Source organism: Stenotrophomonas cyclobalanopsidis (assembly GCF_008710035.1).
GTDB lineage: Bacteria > Pseudomonadota > Gammaproteobacteria > Xanthomonadales > Xanthomonadaceae > Stenotrophomonas > Stenotrophomonas cyclobalanopsidis.
The window spans coordinates 61,219-84,032 of sequence record NZ_VYKI01000006.1 but is presented as its reverse complement, the minus strand read 5'-3'; the positions used below and the strand labels follow the sequence as shown (position 1 = coordinate 84,032).

The following is a 22,814-nucleotide window of genomic DNA, read 5'->3' as shown; positions in this document are numbered from 1 at the left end:
TTCTGGCCTTATCCGAACAGGCCTCTATGAAGGTCCGCCAGGCTCGGTTACACTAGCCCGCTGCTGCCGGTGTGGCGGAATGGTATACGCAGCTGACTCAAAATCAGCCGGGGGTGACCCCATGAAGGTTCGAGTCCTTTCACCGGCACCATCGAACAAAAGGCCAGGTCATTGACCTGGCCTTTGGCGTTTCTGGCCTTGAAGCATCTGCCTTTGCCACCTCACACTGGCCAGATGCCAACTTCTGCTCCCACTCTGCCCACTGCGCTGATGGCGCGACTCCGACCACTGGTTGCGGACGATGCAGAGGCCTGGTCAGCCTACCTGTCGTCACCCGGCTTCATCGAGCACACCAGCTGGTCGGACGTCTCAGTCAGCGGATTGCGGCGGCAGATTGCCCACTATGGCAACGACCAAGGCGAATTGCGCTGGGCCATCGTCGATCCGAACGGGTGCCTGCTGGGCACCATTGGGTTCAATGGTATCGAGCTGGCCCACGCGCGCGCCGAACTGGCCTACGACATCGCACCCGCCCATCAAGGCCGTGGCCTTGCTACTGCGGTGGCCCGCGCCGCGCTGTGCTGGGCACACCATGCGCCGCTTGGCTGCGCGCGCGTGCAGGCCACCGTACTGGACAGCAATCATGCGTCCATCGCCGTGCTGCGCAAGCTGGGCATGCGGCAGGAAGGAAAGCTGCAAGCCTACCGTTGCGTGCGCGACGTGCCGCGTGATTTCTGGATGTTTGCCAGCGTGATTGTCCGCTAGAGAGGGATTGCTGCCGCAGGTCGCACCGGACCACCGGTGCGGTGCCACCTTGTCGGATCAGACCACCCGCAGCATCGGTGCGTGCATGCCCTGCCCCGCATCCACCCGGAACCCGGCTACGGTCTGCAGCAGCTGCGCGGACTGTTCCTCCATGCTGCGTGCCGCCGCCGAGGCCTCTTCCACCAGTGCCGCGTTCTGCTGCGTACCCTTGTCGATCAGGTCCACGGCCTGGTTCATCTGCTGGATGTCATCGCTCTGCTGCTGGGCCGCTATGCTGATCTGGGTCATCAGGTCGCTGACCCCGCGCACATCGCGCACGATCTCATCCATGGTGCGCCCGGCACTTTCCACCTGCGCGGTGCCGGCGCCGACATTGGCCACCGATGCGTCGATGAGCTGCTTGATTTCCTTGGCCGCGCTGGCCGAACGCTGCGACAGCTCGCGTATCTCGGTGGCCACCACGGCAAAACCACGACCATGCTGGCCGGCGCGCGCCGCTTCCACCGCCGCGTTCAACGCGAGGATGTTGGTCTGGAAGGCAATGCCGTCGATCACCCCGATGATGTCGACGATCCGGCGCGAGGAGGCGTTGATCACCGCCATGGTCGAGACCACGTCATGCACCACGGTGCCACCACGCGCCGCTACGTCCGCCGCGCCGCCGGCCAGTTCGCTGGCCTGGCGTGCGTGGGTGGCGGTGCGCTGCACGGTGTCGGCCAGGCCCTTCATCGACACCGCCGTTTCTTCCAGCGAGGCCGCCTGCTGCTCGGTACGCTGGGACAGATCGCTGTTGCCCTGCGAGATCTCGCTCGCGCCCACCGCAATGGTGTCGGCGGCGAACTTGATCTGGCCGAGGATGCCCGCCATCGCCTCCACCAGCGCGTTGACGCCCTCGCACAGCTCGGCGATGGGGCCGCGCTTGTCGGTCATGTCCACATGGTGGGTCAGGTCGCCCTGTTTTGCCGCCGCGACCACTTCGCGGGTCTGCGCGACGGCGCGTTGGGTGGCCAGGTTCTCGTGTACCTGGGCAGTGATGTCGGTCGCGTACTTCACCACCTTGAATGGCCGGCCGTTCATGTCGAGGATCGGGTTGTAGGACGCCTGGATCCAGACCTCGCGCCCGCCCTTGCCCAGTCGCCGGTACTGGCCGGCGTCGTACTCGCCACGGCCCAGTTTTTCCCAGAACTGCCGGTATTCGGCACTCCCGCGATGGTCGGGTTCGACGAACAGCGAATGGTGCTGGCCGCGGACCTCGTCCAGCGTGTAGCCGGTGGCAGCCAGGAAGTTGGCGTTGGCCGACAGGATGCGTCCATCCAGGCTGAACTCGATGACCGCCTGCGACTTGTCGATCGCCGCCAGCTGGCCCGCCGAATCAGCGGCCTGCAGCTTCTGCGCGGTGATGTCGGTGGCGAACTTCACCACTTTGTACGGCCGCCCCTGGCAATCCAGCACCGGGTTGTACGAGGCCTGGATCCAGATCTCGCGCCCACCCTTGCCGAAGCGCCGGTACTGGCCGGCGTCGAACTCGCCGCGCGCCAGCCGCGCCCAGAACTCGCGGTACTCCGCACTGCTTGCATGGTCGGGATCGACGAACAGGGAGTGGTGCTGGCTCTGGATCTCGTCCAGCCGATAGCCCACCGCCTGCAGGAAGTTGTCGTTGGCCTGCAGGATGGTGCCATCCAGGGCGAATTCGATGACCGCCTGCACGCGATGCAGCGCGGCCACCTGCGCGGCCAGCTCATTCTGACGGCGGTCCTGCGCGGACAGATCGGTGGTGGTGCGGTGGCCGCCCAGCGCGGCCAGCAACACGCGCCAGGGCGAATAACGGGAGTGTGGGTCGGTTGGTGTCTGCTCACCCGCCGTGAAGCCTGGCATCAGCATCGTGGGTTCCTCGGAGTCCAATGAACTGCAATCCGGCGGGCGGACGCCCGACGGGGCCATCAATTGCCTGGACTTGCGGACGCGCAGGGGAAGCGTCCTTGTTCGTTGTGCGCGTGAAGCTCTGGACTGCGGACTGCGGACTGCGGTACACACAGCGCGGGCCACCCGTCGGGGGCAGCCTGTAGTCCAGCCGCAAGGGACAGGAGCGGGATCCAGTCAGGTTATCGGCACGCAGGTCGCGGCCTTTAGGGGCATTTGCAGCCATCGCGTCTTCCGCCCTGCTCGCCTGCCAGCACCAGGTGGCGACGGCCGGCCAGGCGTTGCATGCAGGTCGCGTGCGTGCGCCCCTGGCCCAGCTCGCCCACGCCCTGCAGCACCTGCAGGGCTTCGTCGAGATTTCCTACTCTTACCAGCATCGTGTTCCTCCGCGGTCAACGTTGACGCCACACCATCCAGCGCAGCACGGCAATGGCCAGCACCGCCGGCAGGTAGCCGAGACTGCCCACGAAGACCGCCAGTGCTGCGGCCACCCAGATGCCGCCGCCCCCCATGCCCCATGAGTTGCTCTGCAGAACATGCAGGGCCACCGGCAGCAGCAGCGCCGGCGACAGCCGCAGCAGCTGCCAGCGCCAGCCCAGCGGCCCGACAAAGCCGACGATCGCACCAAGCAGTGCGGCGATGGTCACGATGGGGAGTGCAGCATCCATGTCGTTGTTCGTTCCAGGTTGCGAGGTTCATTGTTACCCATGCCCCGCCTGGCTGCGATGCATGCAGCGCCCAGAAGGTTGCAATGACCAACGAGGGATTACATCGCGCGGCGCTGCGTGCAGCATCATCGTCATCACGGATGCATCCATTGTAAGGAGAAGCCCATGTTCAAGCGTCGTGCCTGTGTTCTGTTGCTGAGCCTGTGCAGTGCCGCCGCCGGCGCCGCCGATGCGCCCTACCGACCCAGCTTCCATCCTGGCGAGCACAAGGGACCGCCTGCCGGCCGCTTGAATGACGTCCTGGTTCTCGCTACGCCACACCTTTCGCAGTTGCCGAAGACCTTCGAACCGGCGCAGCTGCAGCCCCTGCTTGAGCGATTGGCGGCCTGGATGCCTGACGCCATCGCCACAGAGAACCTGTCTGGAACGCAATGCGACTTCATGCGCCGCAATCCGCTGCGCTACGCGGAAACCGCGCAGACCTACTGCTTCGATACCACGGCGGCACAGGCGGCCACCGGCATGGATGTCCCCGTCGCAAGCGGCGAAGCAGAGCGTTTGCTGGCAGCGTTGCCAAAGGATGCAACGCCCTCACAACGACGCCATCTTGCTGCCATCCTGCTTGCAGCGGGCGAACCCGGCTCTGCGCAGGTACAGTGGCTTCGCCTTCAGGCATCGGAGCGGCACGCTGGCGATGGGCTGACGCCCGCTCTGGTACAGACCCTTAGCGCGCATGGGGCGCGCCGGCAGGAAACGTACCAGCTTGCTGCCGTGCTTGCCGCGCGGCTGGGACATGACCGGCTGTGGGCGGTGGATGACCACACGGCCGATTCACCCACGCCGCCGGAACAGATCGACGCCAGCCGCAAAGCGTTGGAAGCCGTCTGGGACAACCCCTATGTGCAGGCGATGAAGGGCGTTGACACGCCGCTGTATGCGGCGCTTGCCGCGTCAGATGGGGTTCTTGCCCTGTATCGCGCCTACAACCGCCCCGAATGGGCTGAACTTGCCTACCGTGCAGACTTCGGCGCTGCGCTGCAGGACCCCTCCGCCGAGGCATTCGGGCGCAGTTACCTCGGCTACTGGGAAACCCGCAACCTGCGCATGGTTGCCAACATCCGCGACGTGCTTGGGCAGCATCCGGGCACACGATTGCTCGCCATTGTCGGTGCCTCGCACAAAGGCTACTACGAGGCCTACCTCGACCAGATGCATGACGTGCGGCTGGTGGATGCGGAGCCGGTACTGCGTTGAGTCGCCACGCTGTCCGTAGAGTCGAGCTTGCTCGACTGATTCTGGCCGACAGCAGTCGAGCAAGCTCGACTCTACGGGCCGAACGTCTTGACCATCAACGGGGGCGAGACGAACACGCGCAGCCCAGGCGCCGTCCATTGCGCCACAGCACCGCGCTGGCGCCGATGATGCAGCCCAGGGTGGCCAGTAGTGCGCTGGCCACGCCCCACTGCAGGACCGGCACCAGCGACTGCGCCAAGGGATCGAGGCGAAGCTGCTCCAGGCGCAGGCCACCGGCCAGCGCCAGCAGCCAGCCAATGCAGGCGGGCGCGTAGGCACCGACGATCTGTGTGTTCCAACGGCTCATGGCAACTCCCTGTCGAGGTGGCGATGGGGCGATGGGGCGATTGTTCCGCCCCGCCCTCTCACAGGTTGAGACCGTATCAAGCCTCTTGCGGTACGCACCGGTTCAGCCCGCGTCGTTGTCCTCGCCGCGCAGTTCACCCAGCTCGCCCTGCACCTGCACGTTGTTGCGGCCCATGGCCTTGGCCCGGTAGCACTGGGCATCGGCCGAAGCCACCGCCTCGTCCACCGTCATGCCCGCCTCCAGCGGCGCGATGCCGATGCTGGCGCCGACGCGTAGCCGCGCCATGTCCCACGGAATGGACAGCGCGCCCAGGGTCTGCAGCAGTTCGCAGCCGATGCGCGCGGCCCGGCGCGGGCCACAGCCGGGCAGGATCACCGCGAATTCGTCGCCGCCCAGCCGCGCCACGATGTCCGAATCGCGCACGCCATGGCGGAGCACGCTGGCCACCGCCCACAACACGGCATCGCCAGCCAGATGGCCCCAGGTATCGTTGATGGGCTTGAACCGGTCCAGGTCGATGAACATCAGCGAGGCCGCCTGGCCGGTACGCTCCACGCGGGTGATCGCCTGCTGCAGGTGCGCCTCGAAACCCCGCCGGTTGCCCAGTTCGGTCAAGGGATCGATCTCGGCCAGATGGCGTGCCTCGCGCTCGCGGGCGCGCTGTTGGGTATCGTCGCGCAACACCCACACTGCGCCGCGCACATTGCCCTCGTCGTCGCGCAGCCAGGCGCGGGTCAGGTCCACCGGCACCGCGGCCGCGCCCACCCGCATCAGCAGGTCGGCATGCAGGTCCACTGCGTTGCTGTCCGGGTCCAGCAGCACGGCCACATCCAGCACCGAGCCGGGCGCGTATTCGGTGGTCAGCGACAGCACGTCCTGCACGTTGTGGCCGGCCAGGGCCAGCGCGTTGTCACCCGCCAGGATGCGCACGGCCGCAGCGTTGGCGTACTCGATACGTCCTTCCAGGGTCACGCTCAGGACCAGGTCGGCCACCGCATCCAGGGTGATGCGGCTGCGCTGCTCGGTTTCGTACAGGCGCTGCTCGCTGCTGCGCTGGGCGGTGACGTCCTGGATCTGCGACACGAAATGCAGCGGCTCTCCGCGCTCGTTGCGCACCAGCGAAACCGACAGGCGCGCCCAGATGGTGTTGCCATCGCGGTTGAGGTAGCGCTTTTCCAGGTGGTAGTAATTGCGCCTGCCAGCCAGCAGGTCCTGCACCAGCGCCAGATCGGTCTGCAGGTCCGCCGGATGGGTGAGGCGCTGGAAATCCACCTGCAGCAGCTCTTCGCGCGGGTAGCCGAGGATGCGGCACAGCGCATTGTTGACGTCCAGCCAGCGCCCTTCCAGCGAGACCAGGGCCATGCCCAGCGCTGCCGAGGTGAACGCACCGGCGAACTTGTCCGCAGCCAGCCGCGCATCGGCACGCGCCTGCTGCATCTCGGTGATGTCGATGGCCATGCCAACGTAGCCGATGCGCTGGCCGTCGGCACCGTCCATGCGGCTGATCGACAGGCGCACCTGGCGGCGCTGGCCATCCTTGCGCAGGAAAGTCCACTGCCGCGAGAACGTGCGGCCCTGGGCCTGCGCCGCCAGCGCCTGGAAGACGGTCGGCAGGCGTCCTTCGGCATCGGCCAGCGGCGCCAGGAACGCGGCGATTTCGTCGGGCTCGTGGAAAATGCCCGGATCGACCCGGCCCACCACGTCATCGGCCGTATAGCCCAGCAGGCGCTCGGCGCCGCTGTTGAACAGGGTGATCATGCCCTGCGGGTCAGTGGCCATCACCGCCACTTCGTCGGATGCATCGACCAGCGCCTGCAGCCGCTGGCGCATTTCCGCCGCGTCCTGCCGGGCCTGCTGCAGCTCGGTCACGTCGTCGTGGGCGCCGGCCATCCATACCGGGCGCCCCTGCCCGTCCCGCTCGAACACGCGCCCGCGGTCGTGGATCCAGATCCAGCGGCCGTCCTTGTGGCGCATGCGCAGCAGGCAGGCATAGTGGTCGGTGTGCCCGCGGAAGTGCTCCTCCAGCGCGGCATCGGAACGGGCCAGGTCATCAGGATGGACCAGCGCCTGGAACGTATCCTGGTTCACCGGCTCCAGCTCTTCCTGGCGATAGCCGACGATCTCGGCCCAGCGCGCGTTGATGCGCATCTGGCCGGTCTGCACGTTCCATTCCCAGGTGCCCGCTGCGGTGCCTTCGATGATCATCGCCAGGCGGCGGCGGTCTTCGGCCAGCTCCACCAGGCGCCGCTCGACCAGGTTGTCTTCGTGGTTGCCGGGGCTGCCCATCAGCCCTCCCTGCCCTGCACGCAGGCGCGCGCGGGCCGCAGCGCAAGGCGGCAGCCCTCATGGATGCTGGCGGGAACGATTGGCGCCACGGCCCTCCCCGGCGACGACGGGACGGCCCGATGGCCCCCCTTGGGCGCAAGTGTGCGCACTGCGGGGGAACCTCGACAAGTCCCCCTCGCAGGCCAGCGCCTGGAGGGGTGCCGGACTCAGCTGCGCTTGGCGCGGGCGAAGGCGTCGGCCAGGGCGTTGTTGGCCGGTGGCGCCGACTGCGTCGGACGGGCGCCCGTGCCCTGCCCGCGGCTCTGGCCACGGTGCGGACCGCCGGCATCGCGGCGCGGCCCCTGCCCCTGGCCGCGCTCCTCGCGCTGGCCGGGCCGGCTGGTGGCCTGGCCGGGGGTGTCGTCCAGGCGCCGGGTCAGGGCGATGCGCTTGCGCGGCACGTCCACCTCCAGCACCTTCACCTTGACGATGTCGCCGGCCTTGACCACGTCGCGCGGATCCTTGACGAAGGTGTCCGAGAGCGCCGAGATGTGGATGAGCCCGTCCTGGTGCACGCCGATGTCGACGAACGCACCGAAGGCCGCCACGTTGCTGACCACGCCTTCCAGCACCATGCCTTCGCGCAGGTCCTTGATGTCCTCGACGCCCTCGGCGAAGCGCGCGGCCTTGAATTCCGGACGGGGATCGCGGCCCGGCTTTTCCAGTTCCTTGAGGATGTCGCGCACGGTCGGCACGCCGAAGGTCGCGTCGGTGAACTGTTCGGCCTGCAGGCCTCGGAGGAAGCTGCCATCACCGATCAGCGCCTTGATCGGCCGCGCGGTGCTGGCGACGATGCGCTCGACCACCGGATAGGCTTCCGGGTGCACGGCCGAGGCATCCAGCGGCTGGTCGCCATCGGCGATGCGCAGGAAGCCGGCGCACTGCTCGAACGTCTTCTCGCCCAGCCGCGCCACCTTCAGTAGGTCCTTGCGGCGCTTGAACGGGCCGTTGTCATCGCGGTGGCGCACGATGTTCTCGGCCACCGTGGATGACAGGCCGGACACGCGCGACAGCAGCGCGGCCGACGCGGTGTTGACGTACACGCCGACGGCGTTCACGCAGTCCTCCACGCGCGCATCCAGCGCCCGCGCCAGGCGGTACTGGTCCACGTCGTGCTGGTACTGGCCGACGCCGATCGCCTTCGGTTCGATCTTCACCAGTTCGGCCAGCGGGTCCTGCAGGCGGCGGGCAATCGACACCGCGCCGCGCAGCGACACGTCCAGGCCAGGGAACTCCTTGGCCGCGAATTCGGACGCCGAGTACACCGAGGCACCGGCTTCGCTGACCACCACCTTCTGCAGCTTCGGGTTGCCGGCGGCCTTGATCGCCTCGCCGGCCAGCTTGTCGGTCTCCCGGCTGGCGGTGCCGTTGCCGATCGCGATCAGCTCGACGTCGTGCTTCGCACACAGCTGCTTGATCGTCTGCAGCGACTGATCCCACTGCCGGCGCGGCTCGTGCGGATAGATGGTCTCGGTCGCCACCAGCTTGCCGGTGGCATCGACCACGGCGATCTTGCAGCCGGTGCGGATGCCCGGGTCCAGTCCCAGCACGGTCTTCGGCCCGGCAGGTGCGGCCAGCAGCAGGTCCTTGAGGTTGTCGCCGAACACCGCAATCGCGTCGGCCTCGGCCTTCTCACGCGCCTGGTTGAACAGGTCCAGCAGCAGGTGCGTATGCAGCTTGGCACGCCAGGTCAGGCGGCAGGCATCGAGCAGCCAGCGATCGGCGACGCGGCCCTGGTCGGAGATGCCGGCCTTGCGCGCCACGCGCCCTTCGGCGTACTGGTGGCCGGCCTCGGCATCGCTGCCCGGGTCCAGTTCCAGGAACAGGATCTCTTCGCGGCGCGCGCGGAACAGCGCCAGCAGGCGGTGCGAAGGAATCTTCGCCAGCGACTCGGCGTGCTCGAAATAGTCGCGGTACTTGGCGCCTTCGTTTTCCTTGCCCTCGGCCACGCGGGCGCGGATGACGCCGGTTTCGCCCAGCCAGGTGCGCAGTTCGCCCACCAGCGCGGCATCTTCGCCCCAGCGCTCCATCAGGATCGCGCGGGCGCCTTCCAGCGCAGCCTTGGTATCGGCCACGCCCTTGTCGGTGTCGACGAAGGTGGCCGCGAACACCTGCGGATCCTGCGTCGGGTCGACCAGCAGGCCATCGGCCAGCGGCTCCAGCCCGGCCTCGCGGGCGATCTGCGCGCGGGTGCGGCGCTTGGGCTTGTACGGCAGGTACAGATCTTCCAGCCGGCTCTTGGTACCGGCGGCGAGGATGTCGTTGCGCAGTTCGGCGCTCAGCTTGCCCTGCTCGCCGATGCTGGCCAGCACGGCTGCGCGGCGGTCTTCCAGCTCGCGCAGGTAGGTCAGGCGGGTTTCCAGGTTGCGCAGCTGGGTGTCGTCCAGGCCACCGGTGACTTCCTTGCGGTAGCGGGCGATGAACGGAACGCTGGCGCCCTCGTCGAGCAGGCCGACGGCGGCACGTACCTGGGCGGACTGGGCACCGATTTCCTCGGCGATGGTCTGGGCGATCTGCTGGGCGAGCGCGCTCTGGGCGTTCTTGGCGTCGTGCATTTCTTCAGGTCTGGGCCGCATTACGGGAGGGCCCATTCTGGCAACCCAAGACCAAGCGGGACAAGGCGTTGACAGGGAGCGGGATTCAGCCTCCGGTGGCCGGTCGGGACGCCGGCATCCTGGCGAGGGGGGCTGGGATGCCGGCGCGGGCGCGATGGTGGGCGCGCCCTGCCGCGTGTTACGGGGTCAACGGTAGTGGCGGGCGGCGCGCTGCATGACGATGTCGTCGCGCAGGCTTTCCAGGGCCATCAACCGGACCTTGCCGACACCCTGCAGTTCCATGAACCGCTCGGTGTAGAACTCCGGCCCCAGCGCGGTGTCGGCGCGGGATTTGCTGAAGCCGTAGGGCACCACGCCCTTCTCGCCATCCTTGCTACCACCGACATAGAGAACGATTGCCATGTGATGTCTTCCTCCAGATTGCTACTGCGTACTGCACACGATGAGCGGTACTTGCGAGCTCATCGGGATAGAGCTTACCGCGATCAAGCTGACTGGAACGTCACGAAGGCTAATGACGATCGGTTGCATGCAGATGACTGCCCGATCACTGCAGAACGCTTACGGATCGTTAACCTCCGACTAACAAACGGGGAGTTCCAGCCAACGGCGCGGCCCCAAGAGGGTCGCGGGTACCCCTGGAAAAGAAACAGCCTGGCCGACCGCTTTTTGTAGAGCCGAGCCCACGGCTGGCCGACCGCTTTTTGTAGAGCCGAGCCCACGCTCGGCTGCTTTTCGCAGGGAGAAAAGCAAGCCGAGCGCAGGCTCGGCTCTACACGAGCAAGCGCAGCGCGCGACCCGCTTCTGCTGTTCCTTTTCTTTTCCGTGGCTGCGCCGTTGGCTGGAAACTACGGCCACCAGCCACGCCCGAACCGGGCGTAATGATCCGCCGCCCGCTCGAACGGGTTACGCGCACTCACGCCCCCGCACAGCAGGTACACCGGCAGGTACAGCGGCCCCAGCACCAGGTACTGGTACACGTGCGCCCGCTCATGGTCATCCAGCCTGATCAGCGGCTCCACGGCCCACCCCGCCTGGTGCGCGTAGGTCCGGCAGGACATGCCCAGGTCGTGGCCGGTGTGCAGGATCACGTTGCCCAGGGTGATCGCCCCGCCCGGCCCCCACGGCCAGTGGTCGAAGATGAGCGCACAATCGCGGCCGCTCCAGCGCAGCTTCGCGCCGCCCAGCAGGCCGACCAGCCCGCCAATCACGCCGATCAGCGTATTGGGCAGGGTCCAGGCCGCGCCCAGCACCTGCAGCGCGCGCAGCCAGACCGGCCAAGGCCGCAGGGTCGCGTTCAATCGGCCTCGTTCGGGATCAGCAGCCACAGGAGCAGGTAGACCAGGATGCCGGGGAAAGCGGCCGAACCGATCGACACCAGCACGAACAGAATCCGCACCAGGGTGGGGTTCCAGCCGAAGCGATGGGCAATGCCGCCCATCACGCCGGCGATCATCCGATCGTTCAACGAACGCGACAGCGTGCGTGGCGTGGTGTTCATAGGGGCACCTCCTGGGTTACGGGCAAGAAGCAGTCGAGCAAGCTCGACTCTACACCGGCGGCATGTCTACGGCGTGCGTTGGCGCAGCGCCTGCAGGCGGGTGCCGAACCAGGCGGCGGCGGTCTGTTCAGCCTGTCCCGGGCACTGGATGCGGTAGGGCTTGCCGCTCATGCTGCTCTGGCTGGCGGCGCGCTCGATGAACTGCTCGGCGCTGTCGACCTTGTCCTTTTTCAGCAGGTAGTCGTACTTGCGCTGCAGGTGCGCACGCGCCTCGGCCGCGTCATGCCAGCTGCCGTTGCGCTGGAACCGGCACTGCGAGCCATCGAGGCTGCCGATCAGCTGCGCGATCTCGCGCTGCGCCTGCGGGCCGGGGGCAGCGTGGGCGGATGGCGCTGCCAGCAGTGCGGCGAGGATCAGTAGATGTCGTGATGCCATCTGTATCTCAGCAATAGTCGAGCGTGGCTCGACTCTACAGGGGCAGTCGAGCAAGCTCGACTCTACGGGTCGCGGGTCTTCAGCCAGCCATTGATCGTCGCCGGCACTTCGCGCTGCGCGCGGCCGGAGACGTAGATACCGATGTGGCCACAGCGGAAACTCGACTCGGTGTAGTCGTCGGTACCCAGGCGCCCGCGCATCGCGCGCGAGGCGTCCGGCGGCACCAAATGGTCCTGCTCGGCGTAGATGTTCAGAACCGGCAGCGTCACCTGCGACAGGTCGACCGCTTCCTCGCCGATCCGCACCGTGCCGTTCACCAGCCCATTGCCCTGATAGAACTGCTTGATGAAGTCACGGAACGCCTCGCCCGACAGGTCCGGCGAATCGAAGATCCACTTCTCCATGCGCAGGAAATCCTCCAGCGCCGCCTTGTCGTCGAGGATGTCGAGCAGGCCCACGTACTTCTGCACGTTCAGGCGGAACGGCTTGAGCATCAGGTAGCTGGCATTCATCAGGTCGGCCGGGATGTTGCCCAGCGTGTCCACCAGCAGGTCCACGTCCACCTGCCGTGCCCAGTGCGAGAGCATGTTGTCGGCGGTGTGAAAATCGACCGGGGTGACCATGGTGATCAGGTTGCCCAGCTTCTGCCGGCGCAGCGCGGCATAGCACAGCGCGAACACGCCGCCCTGGCAGATACCCAGCATGTCCACAGGCCCACCGCTGCGCGCACACAGGGCATCCACCGCGCCATCGATGTAGCGCAGCAGGTAGTCCTCCAGGGTCTGGAAGCGCTCGGAGCGGTCCGGGTAGCCCCAGTCCAGCACGTACACGTCCTGGCCCAGCGCCAGCAGCTTCTGCACCAGCGAACGGTCGGCCTGCAGGTCGACCATGTACGGCCGGTTCACCAGCGCGTAGACGATCAGCAGCGGCGGCCTGCGGGTCGGCGCCTGCTCGCCCACGAAGCGGTACAGCACCACCTTGCCGTCGCGCCAGACTTCCTCGCGGACGGTGGCGCCATAGTTCACGTCCTCCACCTGCGGCAGCAGCTTCAGCCCTTCCATCAGCTTGCGCTGCATGGCCAGGGTTTCCTGCATCAGGTCATCGGCGTTGAAGCCCAGCGGTCCTTTCATCGGTCGTTACTTCCGCGCAGTGGTGCGGCGTGCGGCGGGCTTCGCCGGCGTCTTCTTTGTTGCCGCCTTCCTGGCAGGCGGCTTGGGCGCAGCGGATTTCTTCGCCGGCTTGCGTGCAGCCGGCTTCACCCTGGCCGGCGCGGGCTGTGCCACCGGGTCGACCGCGGCGGTCCCGGCCAGCACGGCCACCTGCGCCTGCAGGCGGCGCAGGCCGCGCTCCAGCTCGGCGATGCGGCGGTGGGCGGCATCCATCTCGCTGCGCGTGGGCAGGCCGATGCGCTCGCTCACCTGCTCGACCTCGCGCTGCAGGCCGGCACGCAGGCGCATCTGTGCGTTGCCCAGCGAGGCGTACACCTGCTGGAACGCCTCGGACAGGGCGACCTTGGCGTAGGCCTCTTCGGCCACCTCGATCCACAGGTCGAACATCGCCCGTGCACTGGTCAGCTGGCTGCCCGGCTGCTCGTGCTCGGCCAGGCGCTTTTCGAACAGATCGAAGGCCTCTTCCAGCGCCTGCTTGATCTGGTCCACGTAGGCGCGCGAATGCTGCTGGTATTCCTCCTGGGCGCGCAGCAGGGTCTGCCAGCGCGCCTGGTGCTCACGGCCGGGGCCGAAGGCCGGGCTCTGCAGCCAGGGGCCGGCCTGCACCTGCCACTGCTGCAGCCATGCGGCGAACTCGGGCAGCGCGGCACCGGCCTGGGTGCTGCCACGTGCGCCCTGCAGCATCCACTGCAGCATGCCGTCGCCCTGCCCCTGCACGGCTTCGCGCCAGGCCTGGGCCACGTCGGCGCTGCTGGCATCGCGGCCGGCGAAGCGCGCGGCCACTTCCTGCATCGTACCGTACCAGCTGCCGGCCTGCTCGCGGAAGCGGCGCAGCGCGTCTTCCGGCGCGCCCTGCCCCTGTTCGGGCAGCAGCTGGCCCCACCAGTCGAACAGGCGCTGCCAGCTGCCCGGGTCGTCGCCGGCCGGTGCCCCCGGCGTAGCGGCATGGCGCAGGGCATCGCCCCAGGCGCCGAAGTACTGGCGCGACAGGTTCTCGAAATCGCTGCTGCCGGCGTCATGGGCCGAGCTGGTCATCGCGGGCCTCCGCTGGGCTGGGTCATGGCTTGGGAATGTGCAGGGTCTTGCTGATCATCAGCGAGCCGGACAGGGCGAACAGCAGCACCATCGGGTGCAGCTGCCACGGGCCGAGCTGCCACTGGCCGAACCAGAGGTCATGCCCGATGGCATCGGTGCCGGCGGCAACGGCCAGCACGATCACCAGCGCCAGGCTGGTCGGAATGGGCGTGCCCTCGAAGTACTTGACCTTGCCCTCGTCGCCGGACATCGCCTCGGCGGTGACGTTGTAGCGGGCCAGGCGGCTGACGCCGCAGCAGACAAAGTAGCTCAGCACCAGCCAGTCCCAGCCGCCCTGCATGCCGCAGGCGTAGGCCAGCGCCGCCGGCGCCACGCCGAAGGAGATCACATCCGACAGCGAATCGAGCTCGCGACCCAGGGTGGAACTGGACTTGCGCCAGCGCGCGATGCGGCCGTCGAGGGCGTCGAAGATGAAGGCCAGCGGGATCAGCGCCATGCCGAACATCAGGTAGCCGCGCTCGCCGTCCTGCAGGAAGCGCATGGCGGCAAACACGGCCCCGGTGCCGCAGAAGGCGTTGGCCAGGGTGAACCAGTCCGCCAGTTGGAACTCACGCAGCATCGAGAAATGACGTTTCATGGGGTCTCACGGGGCATCAAGGCAGACAGGGTACCGCGAGCGCCGCTGCCGGTGACAGCGTTGGCATCGGCCGGCCTTCACCCGTCCGTCACCCCTCATCATCGGCGGTGAATTTTTCGCCACCCATCTTGACAGCCTAGGGGGGTGGAGCCTGTCGCGGCTTATCCACAAAGTTGCCCACGCGTAATCCACACCCCCTGTGGACAACCTGGTCTCAGAGACTGCGACGCTGGCCATTTACTGATCACCTTGACGCGGGGTTTTCCTACTTCCCAATCCACCGACCTGGCGCTATGGTCACCGGCGGACCCGCCGACGCCACGTCCGATTCCTTCTTCATGGACGTTGTCGATGCTGGACGCACGCACCCTGGCCGCGCAGTTGCGGCACCCCCACGGCGAGGCCGCACTGGCCGTAGGCGAATCGATGAACCGCAGCAACGGCGAGCTCAACCGCGCCGCCATCACCCTGCTGGCAGTGGCGCCGGGCGAACAGGTGCTGGAGATCGGGCCGGGCAATGCGGCGTTCGCGCCTCTGCTGCTGCAGGCGGATGGCAGCCGCTACCTGGGCATCGAGCTGTCCACGGCGATGGTCGACGCCGGCAACCAGCATCTGGCCGGCGCCGGCCTGGCCGATCGTGCCGCCCTGCGCCACGGCGATGCCCACGCGCTGCCGGTGGCCGATGCCTCGGTGGACGCCGCACTGGCGGTCAACACGCTGTATTTCTGGCCTAACCTGGCACCGGTGCTGGACGAACTGGCGCGCGTGCTCTGCCGCGGCGGCCGCCTGTGCCTGGCCTTCGGCGATGCAGGCTTCATGCGCAGCCTGCCGTTCGCGGCCGATTTCCAGCTGCATGAACTCGATGCGGTGGAGCTGGCGCTGCGGGTGTCCGGCTTCAACGTCTCGGCCTGGCGCAGTCACCGGGAGACGGCCACCGGCAACGACGGGCAGTCACGCGACAAGCATTTCCACCTGCTGCTGGCGCACCGGCGCTGAGCGACCCTGGCGGGCCGACAATCCGCCGGGCACGGCCCGGCGCTACCTGGAGGAAGCGGGCCGACAATCCACCGGACATGGCCCGGCGCTACCTATTGGGCGCGGGCCGACAATCCGCCGGGCATGGCCCGGCGCTACCCGGAGACAGCTGTATCGGTAGCGCCGGGCCATGCCCGGCGAGCACAGCGGCGCCACAGTGGCCTCAGAACCGGCTGAACGCCCAGCTCTGCATGCGCCCGTCCCGGTACGGCATCACCCCGTGGAACGGCCGCGGGTCGGCATCGAACACCAGCGGCAGGAAGTTGCGGTCGCCCTCCCACATCGGCAGCGTGTCCAGCTTGTCCACGTCCACCCATTCCAGGGTGCCCTCGTGGTTGCCGCCATGCGGGCTGCCTTCGAAACTGTCGATGACGAACACGAAGCCGAACCAGTCCTCACCATCCTTGCCGAAGCCCGGCCAGCTGATGGTGCCGCGCAGGCGCATGGCCGTGCAGTCGATGCCCGCTTCCTCGGCGATCTCGCGGCGCATGCCCGAGGCCACGTCCTCGGTCGGTTCAACCTTGCCGCCCAAGCCGTTGTACTTGCCCAGGTGGTGGTCACCGGGGCGGGTGTTGCGGTGGATCATCAGCACCTGGCGACGATCGGGGGAGAGCACATAGCCCAGGGTGGCGACGATCGGGGTATACGGCATGGGCGTGCATCCAGCTGCAGGTCAGCCCCCGATTATGGCCGATCAGCGCACCAGCGACAGGCCACGCTCGGCCGGCAGCGCGACGCTGCCCTCCGGGTCGCGGCGCAGGGTGGCCACGCCGTGGCCGCGTTCGGCCAGGTATTCCAGCCACTTGCCGAGGAAGGTGTTCATCCGCATGCGGTGGCTGATCAGCTCGGCCGGCGGCGGGTACAGGCCCATGGTGTCCTGCCAGCGGCGGCCCACATAGCAGTGGGTCGTCTCGGCCTGGCGGGCGTCACGGTACAGGCGCACATAGGCCGAGGGGTCCGGCTCGCCGGTCACCGGGTCGGCCAGGTCATAGGTCAGGCGCAGCTCCACCGTGTAGCGGTGGCACTCGATGACGTCCAGGCGCACATCCAGGCCGTCGCCGACCGAGGAGACGTAGCTGCCGGCAGGCAGTTCGGCCGGGGCGAACAGGCGCACCAGATGCCGGTAATTCTCGGCATACAGGCCCATCAGCCAGCTGAGCCGGCTCAGGCGGGGAATGCGTTCGGTGCGGGGCGAGGCGTGGGCCATGGGTCGATCCTACACGTTGGCCATACAACGTGGGGGCTGCATGGGCCCGGCCAAAGGGGGGGGCGTTCAACCGCCGCCAACCCGCCGACAGCGCTCATGCCTGTAGAGCCGAGCCCACGCTCGGCTGGGCCGCCGGAGTCTGGCCGAAGATCAGCCGAGCGTGGGCTCGGCTCTACAGGGGGGCAGTCAATACATCTCGCGCTGAAGCCCCAGCGTGCCCAGCACCTTGCTGGAAATCTCCTCGATCGAGGTATGGGTGGTGCTCAGCGTCGGGATCCGCTCCATCTGGAACATCACCTCGGCCGCGGCCACCTCGCGCTTGCAGGTATCCAGATTGGCGTAGCGCGAGTTCGGGCGGCGCTCCTGGCGGATCTGCTGCAGGCGGTCCGGATCGATGGTCAGGCCGAACAGCTTTCGACGATAGTTCCTCAGCCGCGGTGGCAGGCGGTCGCTCTCCAGATCCTCGTCGGTCAGCGGGTAGTTGGCCGCGCGCACCCCGTAGTGCAGGGCCAGGTAGATGCAGGTGGGCGTCTTGCCGGCGCGCGACACCGCGACCAGGATCACGTCCGCATCGTCGTAGTTCACCGCGATGCCGTCGTCGTGGGTCAAGGCGAAGTTCATCGCGTTGATGCGGCGGTGGTAGGTCTCGAAGTCCACCATGCCGTGCGCCTGGCCAACCCGGGCCAGGCGCGGGCTGGACAGCTCGCGCTCCAGCGGCTCGATGAACGGAGCGAACACGTCCAGCATCAAAGCCCCGCTTTCGGCCAGGATCAGACTCAGGCTCTGGTCCACGCAGGAGTTCACCACGATGGGCCGGACCTGGTACCGCTCCCCCGCCGCCTGGATCCGTACGCACGCCTCCCTGGCTTTTTCGGGGTCGTCGATGAACGACATCCGATCGGTGATGAAGCTGAACCCGGTGAACTGGGTAAGCAGGCTATGCCCAATGGTTTCAGCGGTGATACCGGTTCCATCGGAAACGTAGAACACCGGACGGATGGTCGACATACGCGGTTTTCACCCCTCTGAAGCTGAAAATGGTTGCAGCACAAGCTTGTGCCGACGGTACTGCGACCTGCATCATATCGGCTTCTTCCTACGGACGCGGCCATTCAGCCCGCCTCGGGCGATGGCCAAACGGAGCATCGCGCTTGAACGAGAACATCCTGTGGTTGCACGAACTGCGTCTGGGCGATCTGGCCCGCGTAGGCGGCAAGAATTCGTCGCTGGGCGAAATGATCGGCAACCTTGCCGGTCTGGGGGTCTCCGTCCCCGGCGGTTACGCCACGACCGCTGAAGCCTTCAAGGACTTCATTGCCCACAACGACCTGTCCAAGCGCATCTTCGACAAGCTGGCCACGCTCGACGTCGAAGACGTCAACGCGCTGACCGTTGCCGGCAAGGAAATCCGCACCTGGGTGATCGATGCCCCGCTGCAGCCGCAGCTGGACCAGGACATCCGCAGCGCCTACAAGCAGCTGTGCGACGAGAACGGCGGCGGCGACGTGGCCGTTGCGGTGCGCTCCTCGGCCACCGCCGAAGATCTGCCCGATGCGTCCTTCGCCGGCCAGCAGGAAACCTTCCTCAACGTCACCGGTGCCGACGATGTCGTGCACAAGGTCAAGGAAGTGTTCGCCTCGCTGTACAACGACCGCGCCATCGCCTATCGCGTGCACCACGGCTTCAAGCACGAGGACGTGTTCCTGTCCGCCGGCGTGCAGCTGATGGTGCGTTCGGGCGTCGGTTCCTCCGGCGTGCTGTTCACCCTGGACACCGAGTCCGGCTTCCGTGACGTGGTGTTCGTCACCTCGTCCTTCGGCCTGGGCGAAATGGTCGTGCAGGGCGCGGTCAACCCGGACGAGTACTACGTCTACAAGCCCACCCTGCAGGCCGGCAAGCCGGCGATCCTGCGCCGCTCGCTCGGCAGCAAGGCGATCCGCATGGTGTATTCGGATGTCCCCGGCGAGCGCGTCAGGATCGAGGACACCCCGGCCGAACTGCGCAGCACCTTCTCCATCAGCGACGAGGACGTGCAGGAACTGTCCAAGCAGGCGCTGGTCATCGAAAAGCACTACGGCCGCCCGATGGACATCGAGTGGGCCAAGGACGGTGTCAGCGGCAAGCTGTTCATCGTGCAGGCCCGCCCGGAGACGGTGAAGTCGCGCAGCCACGCCACCCAGATCGAGCGCTTCGCGCTGACTGAAAAGGGCGGCAACGTGCTGGCCGAAGGCCGTGCCGTCGGCGCCAAGATCGGCTCGGGTACCGCCCGCGTGGTCAAGACGCTGGAAGACATGAACCGCGTGCAGCCAGGCGACGTGCTGATCGCCGACATGACCGACCCCGATTGGGAGCCGGTGATGAAGCGTGCCTCGGCCATCGTTACCAACCGTGGTGGTCGCACCTGCCACGCCGCGATCATCGCGCGCGAGCTGGGCGTGCCGGCCGTCGTCGGTTCGGGCAACGCCACCAAGGTCATCGAAGATGGCCAGCAGGTGACCGTCAGCTGCGCTGAAGGCGATACCGGCTTCATCTACGAAGGCAAGCTCGATTTCGAGCGCACCACCACCGATCTGGGCAACATGCCGCCGGCACCGCTGAAGATCATGATGAACGTGGCCAACCCGGAACGTGCCTTCGACTTCGGCCAGCTGCCGAACGCCGGCATCGGCCTGGCCCGCCTGGAAATGATCATCGCCAGCCACATCGGCATCCACCCGAACGCGCTGCTGGAATACGACCGCCAGGATGCGGCGACCAGGAAGAAGATCGACGAGAAGATCGCCGGCTACGGTGATCCGGTCAGCTTCTACGTGGACCGCCTGGCCGAAGGCATCGCCACCCTCACCGCCTCGGTCGCACCGAACCCGGTGATCGTGCGCCTGTCGGACTTCAAGTCCAACGAATACGCCAACCTGGTCGGCGGCAGCAACTACGAACCGCACGAAGAGAACCCGATGATCGGCTTCCGCGGCGCCAGCCGTTACGTCGATCCGAGCTTCTCGGCCGCCTTCGCGCTGGAATGCAAGGCCGTGCTGCGCGTGCGCAACGAAATGGGCCTGGACAACCTGTGGGTCATGATTCCGTTCGTGCGCACCCTGGAAGAAGGCCGCAAGGTCGTCGAGGTGCTGGAACAGAACGGCCTGAAGCAGGGCGAGAACGGCTTGAAGATCATCATGATGTGCGAGGTGCCGTCCAACGCACTGCTCGCCGATGAGTTCCTGGAGATCTTCGACGGCTTCTCGATCGGCTCCAACGACCTGACCCAGCTCAGCCTCGGCCTGGACCGCGATTCGTCCATCGTCGCGCACCTGTTCGACGAGCGTAACCCGGCGGTGAAGAAGCTGCTGTCGATGGCCATCAAGGCCGCGCGCGCCAAGGGCAAGTACGTCGGCATCTGCGGCCAGGGCCCGTCCGACCACCCGGATCTGGCCGAGTGGCTGATGCAGGAAGGCATCGAGTCGCTGTCGTTGAACCCGGATACCGTGGTCGACACCTGGCTGCGCCTGGCCAAGCACAAGGCGCAGAGCTGATTGGAAAGCAGCCGCTGATGCCTTGATGGGCTGACGTCGCTTTCATTGGCGTCCGCCCATACTGCAGTTGCATGCACGCCCCGCCTCTGCGGGGCGTGCCTGTTTCTGGCGTCCGCATACGCCATGACCATTGCTGCAAAGGAGCCCGCATGATCGCCGCTGCCGTCCCTTCCGTTCCCGCCGCCACGCCCTGGTTCCATTCGCTCGACTGGGAACGCCTGCTGGAAACCTACGGCGTCCCGTTGCTGGCGGCCATCGTCGTGCTGCTGGTCGGCATGTGGGTGGCACGACGCCTGTCAAATGCGCTGCCGCGCGCCACCTCGCGCATGGGCATGGACCCGATGCTGGGCAGCTTCCTGCGCAACGTGGTCTACGCTGCCTCGCTGGTGATCGTGGTGGTTCTGGCCATCGGCACGCTAGGCGTGCAGATCACCCCGCTGCTGGCCGTGCTCGGCACCGCCGGCCTGGCCGTCGGGCTTGCCCTGAAGGACTCGCTCTCCAACATCGCCTCCGGGGTGATGCTGGTGACCCTGCGTCCGTTCCGCGTGGGCGATGTAGTGACCGTGGCCGGGCAGACCGGCACCGTGCGCGAAGTGCGCATCTTCCAGACCGTCATCACCGGCGCCGACAACCAGCACACCACCATCCCCAACACGCTGATCACGGCCGCGCCGATCATCAACCTCACCGCCGAACCGACGCGCCGCGTCGAACTGGTGATCGGCATCGGCTACGAAGACAACATCCAGCTGGCACGTGAAACCGCTATCGCGCTGATGAAGGCCGACAGCCGCGTCCTGCCCTCGCCCGAGCCGGACGTAGTGGTGTACGAGCTGGGCGACCACGCCATCAAGCTGGGCATCCGCTGCTTCACGAAGTCGGCCGACCAGTTCGGCACCAAGGTCACCCTGCTGGAACAGATCAAGCTGGGCTACGACAAGGCCGGCATCAACATCCCCTACCCGCAGCAGGACATGCACCTGTACCTGCATGGCAAGGACGGCGGCGTGGTCGAGGGCGAGGCGCTGGTGCGCGACAAGCCCTGATTATCGAGGTAGCGCCGGGCCATGCCCGGCGGAGTTCGTTGGTGCCGCGCGGTGCGCTCACCGGGCATGGCCCGGCGCGACCGGCATCCACCACCGATCGGCGTCAGGCCTCCGCGGCCTCTTCCAACGCCGGGTAATCGATGAGCCCGGCGGCACCGCCACCGAAATACGTCGCGCGATCCGGCGCATTCAATTCCGCGCCCACCCGCAGCCGCTCCGGCAGGTCGGGATTGGCAATGAACGGCCGCCCGAAACCGATCAGATCCGCCCAGCCCTCGGCCAGTGCCTGCTCGGCGCGCTCGGCGGTGTACTTGCCGGCGTAGATCAGCGTGCCCGGATAGACCATGCGCAGTGCCTGCTTGAACGCCACCGGCATCAGCGGCGCATCCTCCCAGTCGGCCTCGGCGATGTGCAGGTAGCCCACGCCCAGCTCGCCCAGCAGGTGCGCCGCGGCCAGATAGGTTGCCTGCGGCGTGTCGTCCACCGCGCCCTGCAGCGTGGTCAGCGGCGCCAGGCGCACGCCGACGCGCTCGCCCCCGGCCACGGCCACCACCGCCTGCACCACCTCGCGCAGGAAGCGCAGGCGGTTCTGCAGTGCGCCACCGTAGCCGTCGGTGCGCTGGTTGGCCTGCGAATCGATGAACTGGTTGATCAGGTAGCCATTGGCGCCATGCAGCTCCACGCCATCAAAGCCTGCAGCCAACGCATTGCGGGTGGCCTGCGCGTAGTCGGCGATGATGCCCGGAATCTCGCTCTCGGCCAGCGCACGCGGCATCGAGTGCTGGATCATCTCGCCCACGCCTGCCTCGGGGCCGGCGCCGGTCGGGTCGACGAACACCTTCACACCCTCGGCCAGCAGCGCCGAAGACGAGACCGGTGCCGCACCATCGGACTGAAGGGCCACATGGGAAACGCGGCCGACGTGCCACAGCTGCGCGTAGATGCGGCCGCCGGCAACATGCACCGCAGCGGTCACTTTCCGCCAGCCCTGCACCTGTTCCTCGCTGTGGATGCCCGGGGTCCAGGCATAGCCCTGCCCCTGCGGGCTGATCTGGGTGCCTTCGCTGACAATCAGGCCGGCACCGGCGCGCTGCGCGTAGTACTCCGCCATCTGCGCGGTGGCGACGTTACCGGCGGACGCCCGCGAACGGGTCATCGGCGGCATCACGATGCGGTTGGGCAGCGACAGCGGGCCCAGGGTGTGGGGGGTGAACAACATGGCGCATTCTCTTGCGGGGGACTGATCGCAAGGATGGGGATCGGCCGTGGCCCGCAACAGGCGCGGATGGGCAAAACAGTTGTGCCGTGGGGGCAAGGGTCGGGGTAGCACCAAGGGTAGAGTCGACCGTTGGTCGACTATCGCGCGCAGCGCGGGATTTCATGATG

General features: G+C 67.3%; 22 protein-coding genes and 1 tRNA gene. 6 read left to right on the top strand and 17 right to left on the bottom strand.

What is annotated here, in order from left to right:
• The first annotated feature begins 65 nt into the window (after positions 1-65).
• Both FJU31_RS06840 and FJU31_RS06835 read left to right on the top strand, forming a co-directional pair.
• Positions 66-151 (top strand) — tRNA-Leu (locus FJU31_RS06840).
• A 47-nt stretch (positions 152-198) separates the two neighbouring features.
• Complete coding sequence (locus tag FJU31_RS06835; protein ID WP_246161237.1) at positions 199-765, top strand: GNAT family N-acetyltransferase; 567 nt, start codon at positions 199-201, stop codon at positions 763-765.
• Positions 766-822: 57 nt separating this feature from the next.
• Here FJU31_RS06835 and FJU31_RS06830 read toward each other — a convergent pair whose 3' ends face one another.
• From FJU31_RS06830 to FJU31_RS06825, 3 genes are all read right to left on the bottom strand, one after another.
• Entirely contained in the window at positions 823-2,646 is a 1,824-nt protein-coding gene (locus FJU31_RS06830; protein ID WP_150454080.1) for a methyl-accepting chemotaxis protein, read from the bottom strand.
• 245 nt (positions 2,647-2,891) lie between these two features.
• Positions 2,892-3,062, bottom strand: coding sequence for a hypothetical protein (locus FJU31_RS19285; protein ID WP_188115464.1), 171 nt, complete (start codon positions 3,060-3,062; stop codon positions 2,892-2,894).
• A 15-nt stretch (positions 3,063-3,077) separates the two neighbouring features.
• A complete protein-coding gene (locus tag FJU31_RS06825) occupies positions 3,078-3,353 on the bottom strand; it encodes a hypothetical protein (RefSeq protein ID WP_150454079.1) in 276 nt (91 codons plus the stop codon).
• Between the two features lie 165 nt (positions 3,354-3,518).
• On the opposite strand from FJU31_RS06825, the gene FJU31_RS06820 reads away from it, so the two are divergent.
• Complete coding sequence (locus tag FJU31_RS06820; RefSeq protein ID WP_150454078.1) at positions 3,519-4,607, top strand: DUF5694 domain-containing protein; 1,089 nt, start codon at positions 3,519-3,521, stop codon at positions 4,605-4,607.
• Between the two features lie 94 nt (positions 4,608-4,701).
• Here FJU31_RS06820 and FJU31_RS06815 read toward each other — a convergent pair whose 3' ends face one another.
• The 10 genes from FJU31_RS06815 to FJU31_RS06770 all read right to left on the bottom strand — a co-directional run bounded on the left by FJU31_RS06815 (position 4,702) and on the right by FJU31_RS06770 (position 14,610).
• Positions 4,702-4,953 (bottom strand): hypothetical protein, encoded by a 252-nt coding sequence (locus tag FJU31_RS06815; RefSeq protein WP_150454077.1) that lies wholly within the window; start codon positions 4,951-4,953, stop codon positions 4,702-4,704.
• A 102-nt stretch (positions 4,954-5,055) separates the two neighbouring features.
• A complete protein-coding gene (locus FJU31_RS06810) occupies positions 5,056-7,239 on the bottom strand; it encodes a PAS domain-containing protein (protein WP_150454076.1) in 2,184 nt (727 codons plus the stop codon).
• A 206-nt stretch (positions 7,240-7,445) separates the two neighbouring features.
• Positions 7,446-9,833, bottom strand: coding sequence for a Tex family protein (locus FJU31_RS06805; RefSeq protein ID WP_150454075.1), 2,388 nt, complete (start codon positions 9,831-9,833; stop codon positions 7,446-7,448).
• A gap of 186 nt (positions 9,834-10,019) precedes the next feature.
• Positions 10,020-10,235: a hypothetical protein gene (locus tag FJU31_RS06800; protein ID WP_025879252.1), complete on the bottom strand. Its 216-nt coding sequence runs from the start codon at positions 10,233-10,235 to the stop codon at positions 10,020-10,022.
• Between the two features lie 446 nt (positions 10,236-10,681).
• On the bottom strand, positions 10,682-11,134 hold the full coding sequence (locus FJU31_RS06795) for a hypothetical protein (protein ID WP_150454074.1): 453 nt from the start codon (positions 11,132-11,134) through the stop codon (positions 10,682-10,684).
• The gene (locus FJU31_RS06790) at positions 11,131-11,334 is read right to left on the bottom strand and encodes a PspC domain-containing protein (protein WP_108769168.1); all 204 of its coding nucleotides are present in this window, start codon (positions 11,332-11,334) and stop codon (positions 11,131-11,133) included. The genes FJU31_RS06795 and FJU31_RS06790 overlap by 4 nt, the downstream gene beginning before the upstream one ends.
• A gap of 66 nt (positions 11,335-11,400) precedes the next feature.
• Complete coding sequence (locus tag FJU31_RS06785; RefSeq protein ID WP_150454073.1) at positions 11,401-11,769, bottom strand: YfeK family protein; 369 nt, start codon at positions 11,767-11,769, stop codon at positions 11,401-11,403.
• Between the two features lie 62 nt (positions 11,770-11,831).
• Positions 11,832-12,899 carry a class III poly(R)-hydroxyalkanoic acid synthase subunit PhaC gene (phaC, locus tag FJU31_RS06780; RefSeq protein WP_150454072.1) on the bottom strand — a complete coding sequence of 356 codons (1,068 nt, stop codon included), beginning with the start codon at positions 12,897-12,899 and terminating at the stop codon, positions 11,832-11,834.
• A 6-nt stretch (positions 12,900-12,905) separates the two neighbouring features.
• Positions 12,906-13,973 carry a class III poly(R)-hydroxyalkanoic acid synthase subunit PhaE gene (gene phaE / locus FJU31_RS06775; protein WP_150454071.1) on the bottom strand — a complete coding sequence of 356 codons (1,068 nt, stop codon included), beginning with the start codon at positions 13,971-13,973 and terminating at the stop codon, positions 12,906-12,908.
• Positions 13,974-13,995: 22 nt separating this feature from the next.
• Positions 13,996-14,610, bottom strand: coding sequence for a CDP-alcohol phosphatidyltransferase family protein (locus FJU31_RS06770; protein WP_150454070.1), 615 nt, complete (start codon positions 14,608-14,610; stop codon positions 13,996-13,998).
• A 345-nt stretch (positions 14,611-14,955) separates the two neighbouring features.
• On the opposite strand from FJU31_RS06770, the gene FJU31_RS06765 reads away from it, so the two are divergent.
• Entirely contained in the window at positions 14,956-15,606 is a 651-nt protein-coding gene (locus FJU31_RS06765) for a class I SAM-dependent methyltransferase (RefSeq protein ID WP_150454069.1), read from the top strand.
• Between the two features lie 202 nt (positions 15,607-15,808).
• On the opposite strand, the gene FJU31_RS06760 is transcribed toward FJU31_RS06765, so the two are convergent.
• The 3 genes from FJU31_RS06760 to ppsR all read right to left on the bottom strand — a co-directional run bounded on the left by FJU31_RS06760 (position 15,809) and on the right by ppsR (position 17,860).
• Positions 15,809-16,297 carry an NUDIX hydrolase gene (locus tag FJU31_RS06760; RefSeq protein ID WP_150454068.1) on the bottom strand — a complete coding sequence of 163 codons (489 nt, stop codon included), beginning with the start codon at positions 16,295-16,297 and terminating at the stop codon, positions 15,809-15,811.
• Positions 16,298-16,339: 42 nt separating this feature from the next.
• The gene (locus tag FJU31_RS06755; protein WP_150454067.1) at positions 16,340-16,852 is read right to left on the bottom strand and encodes a DUF1249 domain-containing protein; all 513 of its coding nucleotides are present in this window, start codon (positions 16,850-16,852) and stop codon (positions 16,340-16,342) included.
• A gap of 186 nt (positions 16,853-17,038) precedes the next feature.
• A complete protein-coding gene (gene ppsR / locus FJU31_RS06750) occupies positions 17,039-17,860 on the bottom strand; it encodes a posphoenolpyruvate synthetase regulatory kinase/phosphorylase PpsR (protein WP_150454066.1) in 822 nt (273 codons plus the stop codon).
• Between the two features lie 143 nt (positions 17,861-18,003).
• Between ppsR and ppsA the strand changes: the two genes are divergently transcribed.
• Together ppsA and FJU31_RS06740 are read left to right on the top strand one after the other, a co-directional pair.
• Positions 18,004-20,382: a phosphoenolpyruvate synthase gene (ppsA, locus tag FJU31_RS06745; protein WP_150454065.1), complete on the top strand. Its 2,379-nt coding sequence runs from the start codon at positions 18,004-18,006 to the stop codon at positions 20,380-20,382.
• A gap of 149 nt (positions 20,383-20,531) precedes the next feature.
• Positions 20,532-21,428, top strand: coding sequence for a mechanosensitive ion channel family protein (locus tag FJU31_RS06740; protein ID WP_150454064.1), 897 nt, complete (start codon positions 20,532-20,534; stop codon positions 21,426-21,428).
• A gap of 103 nt (positions 21,429-21,531) precedes the next feature.
• On the opposite strand, the gene FJU31_RS06735 is transcribed toward FJU31_RS06740, so the two are convergent.
• On the bottom strand, positions 21,532-22,647 hold the full coding sequence (locus FJU31_RS06735) for an alkene reductase (protein ID WP_150454063.1): 1,116 nt from the start codon (positions 22,645-22,647) through the stop codon (positions 21,532-21,534).
• Positions 22,648-22,814: the final 167 nt, after the last annotated feature.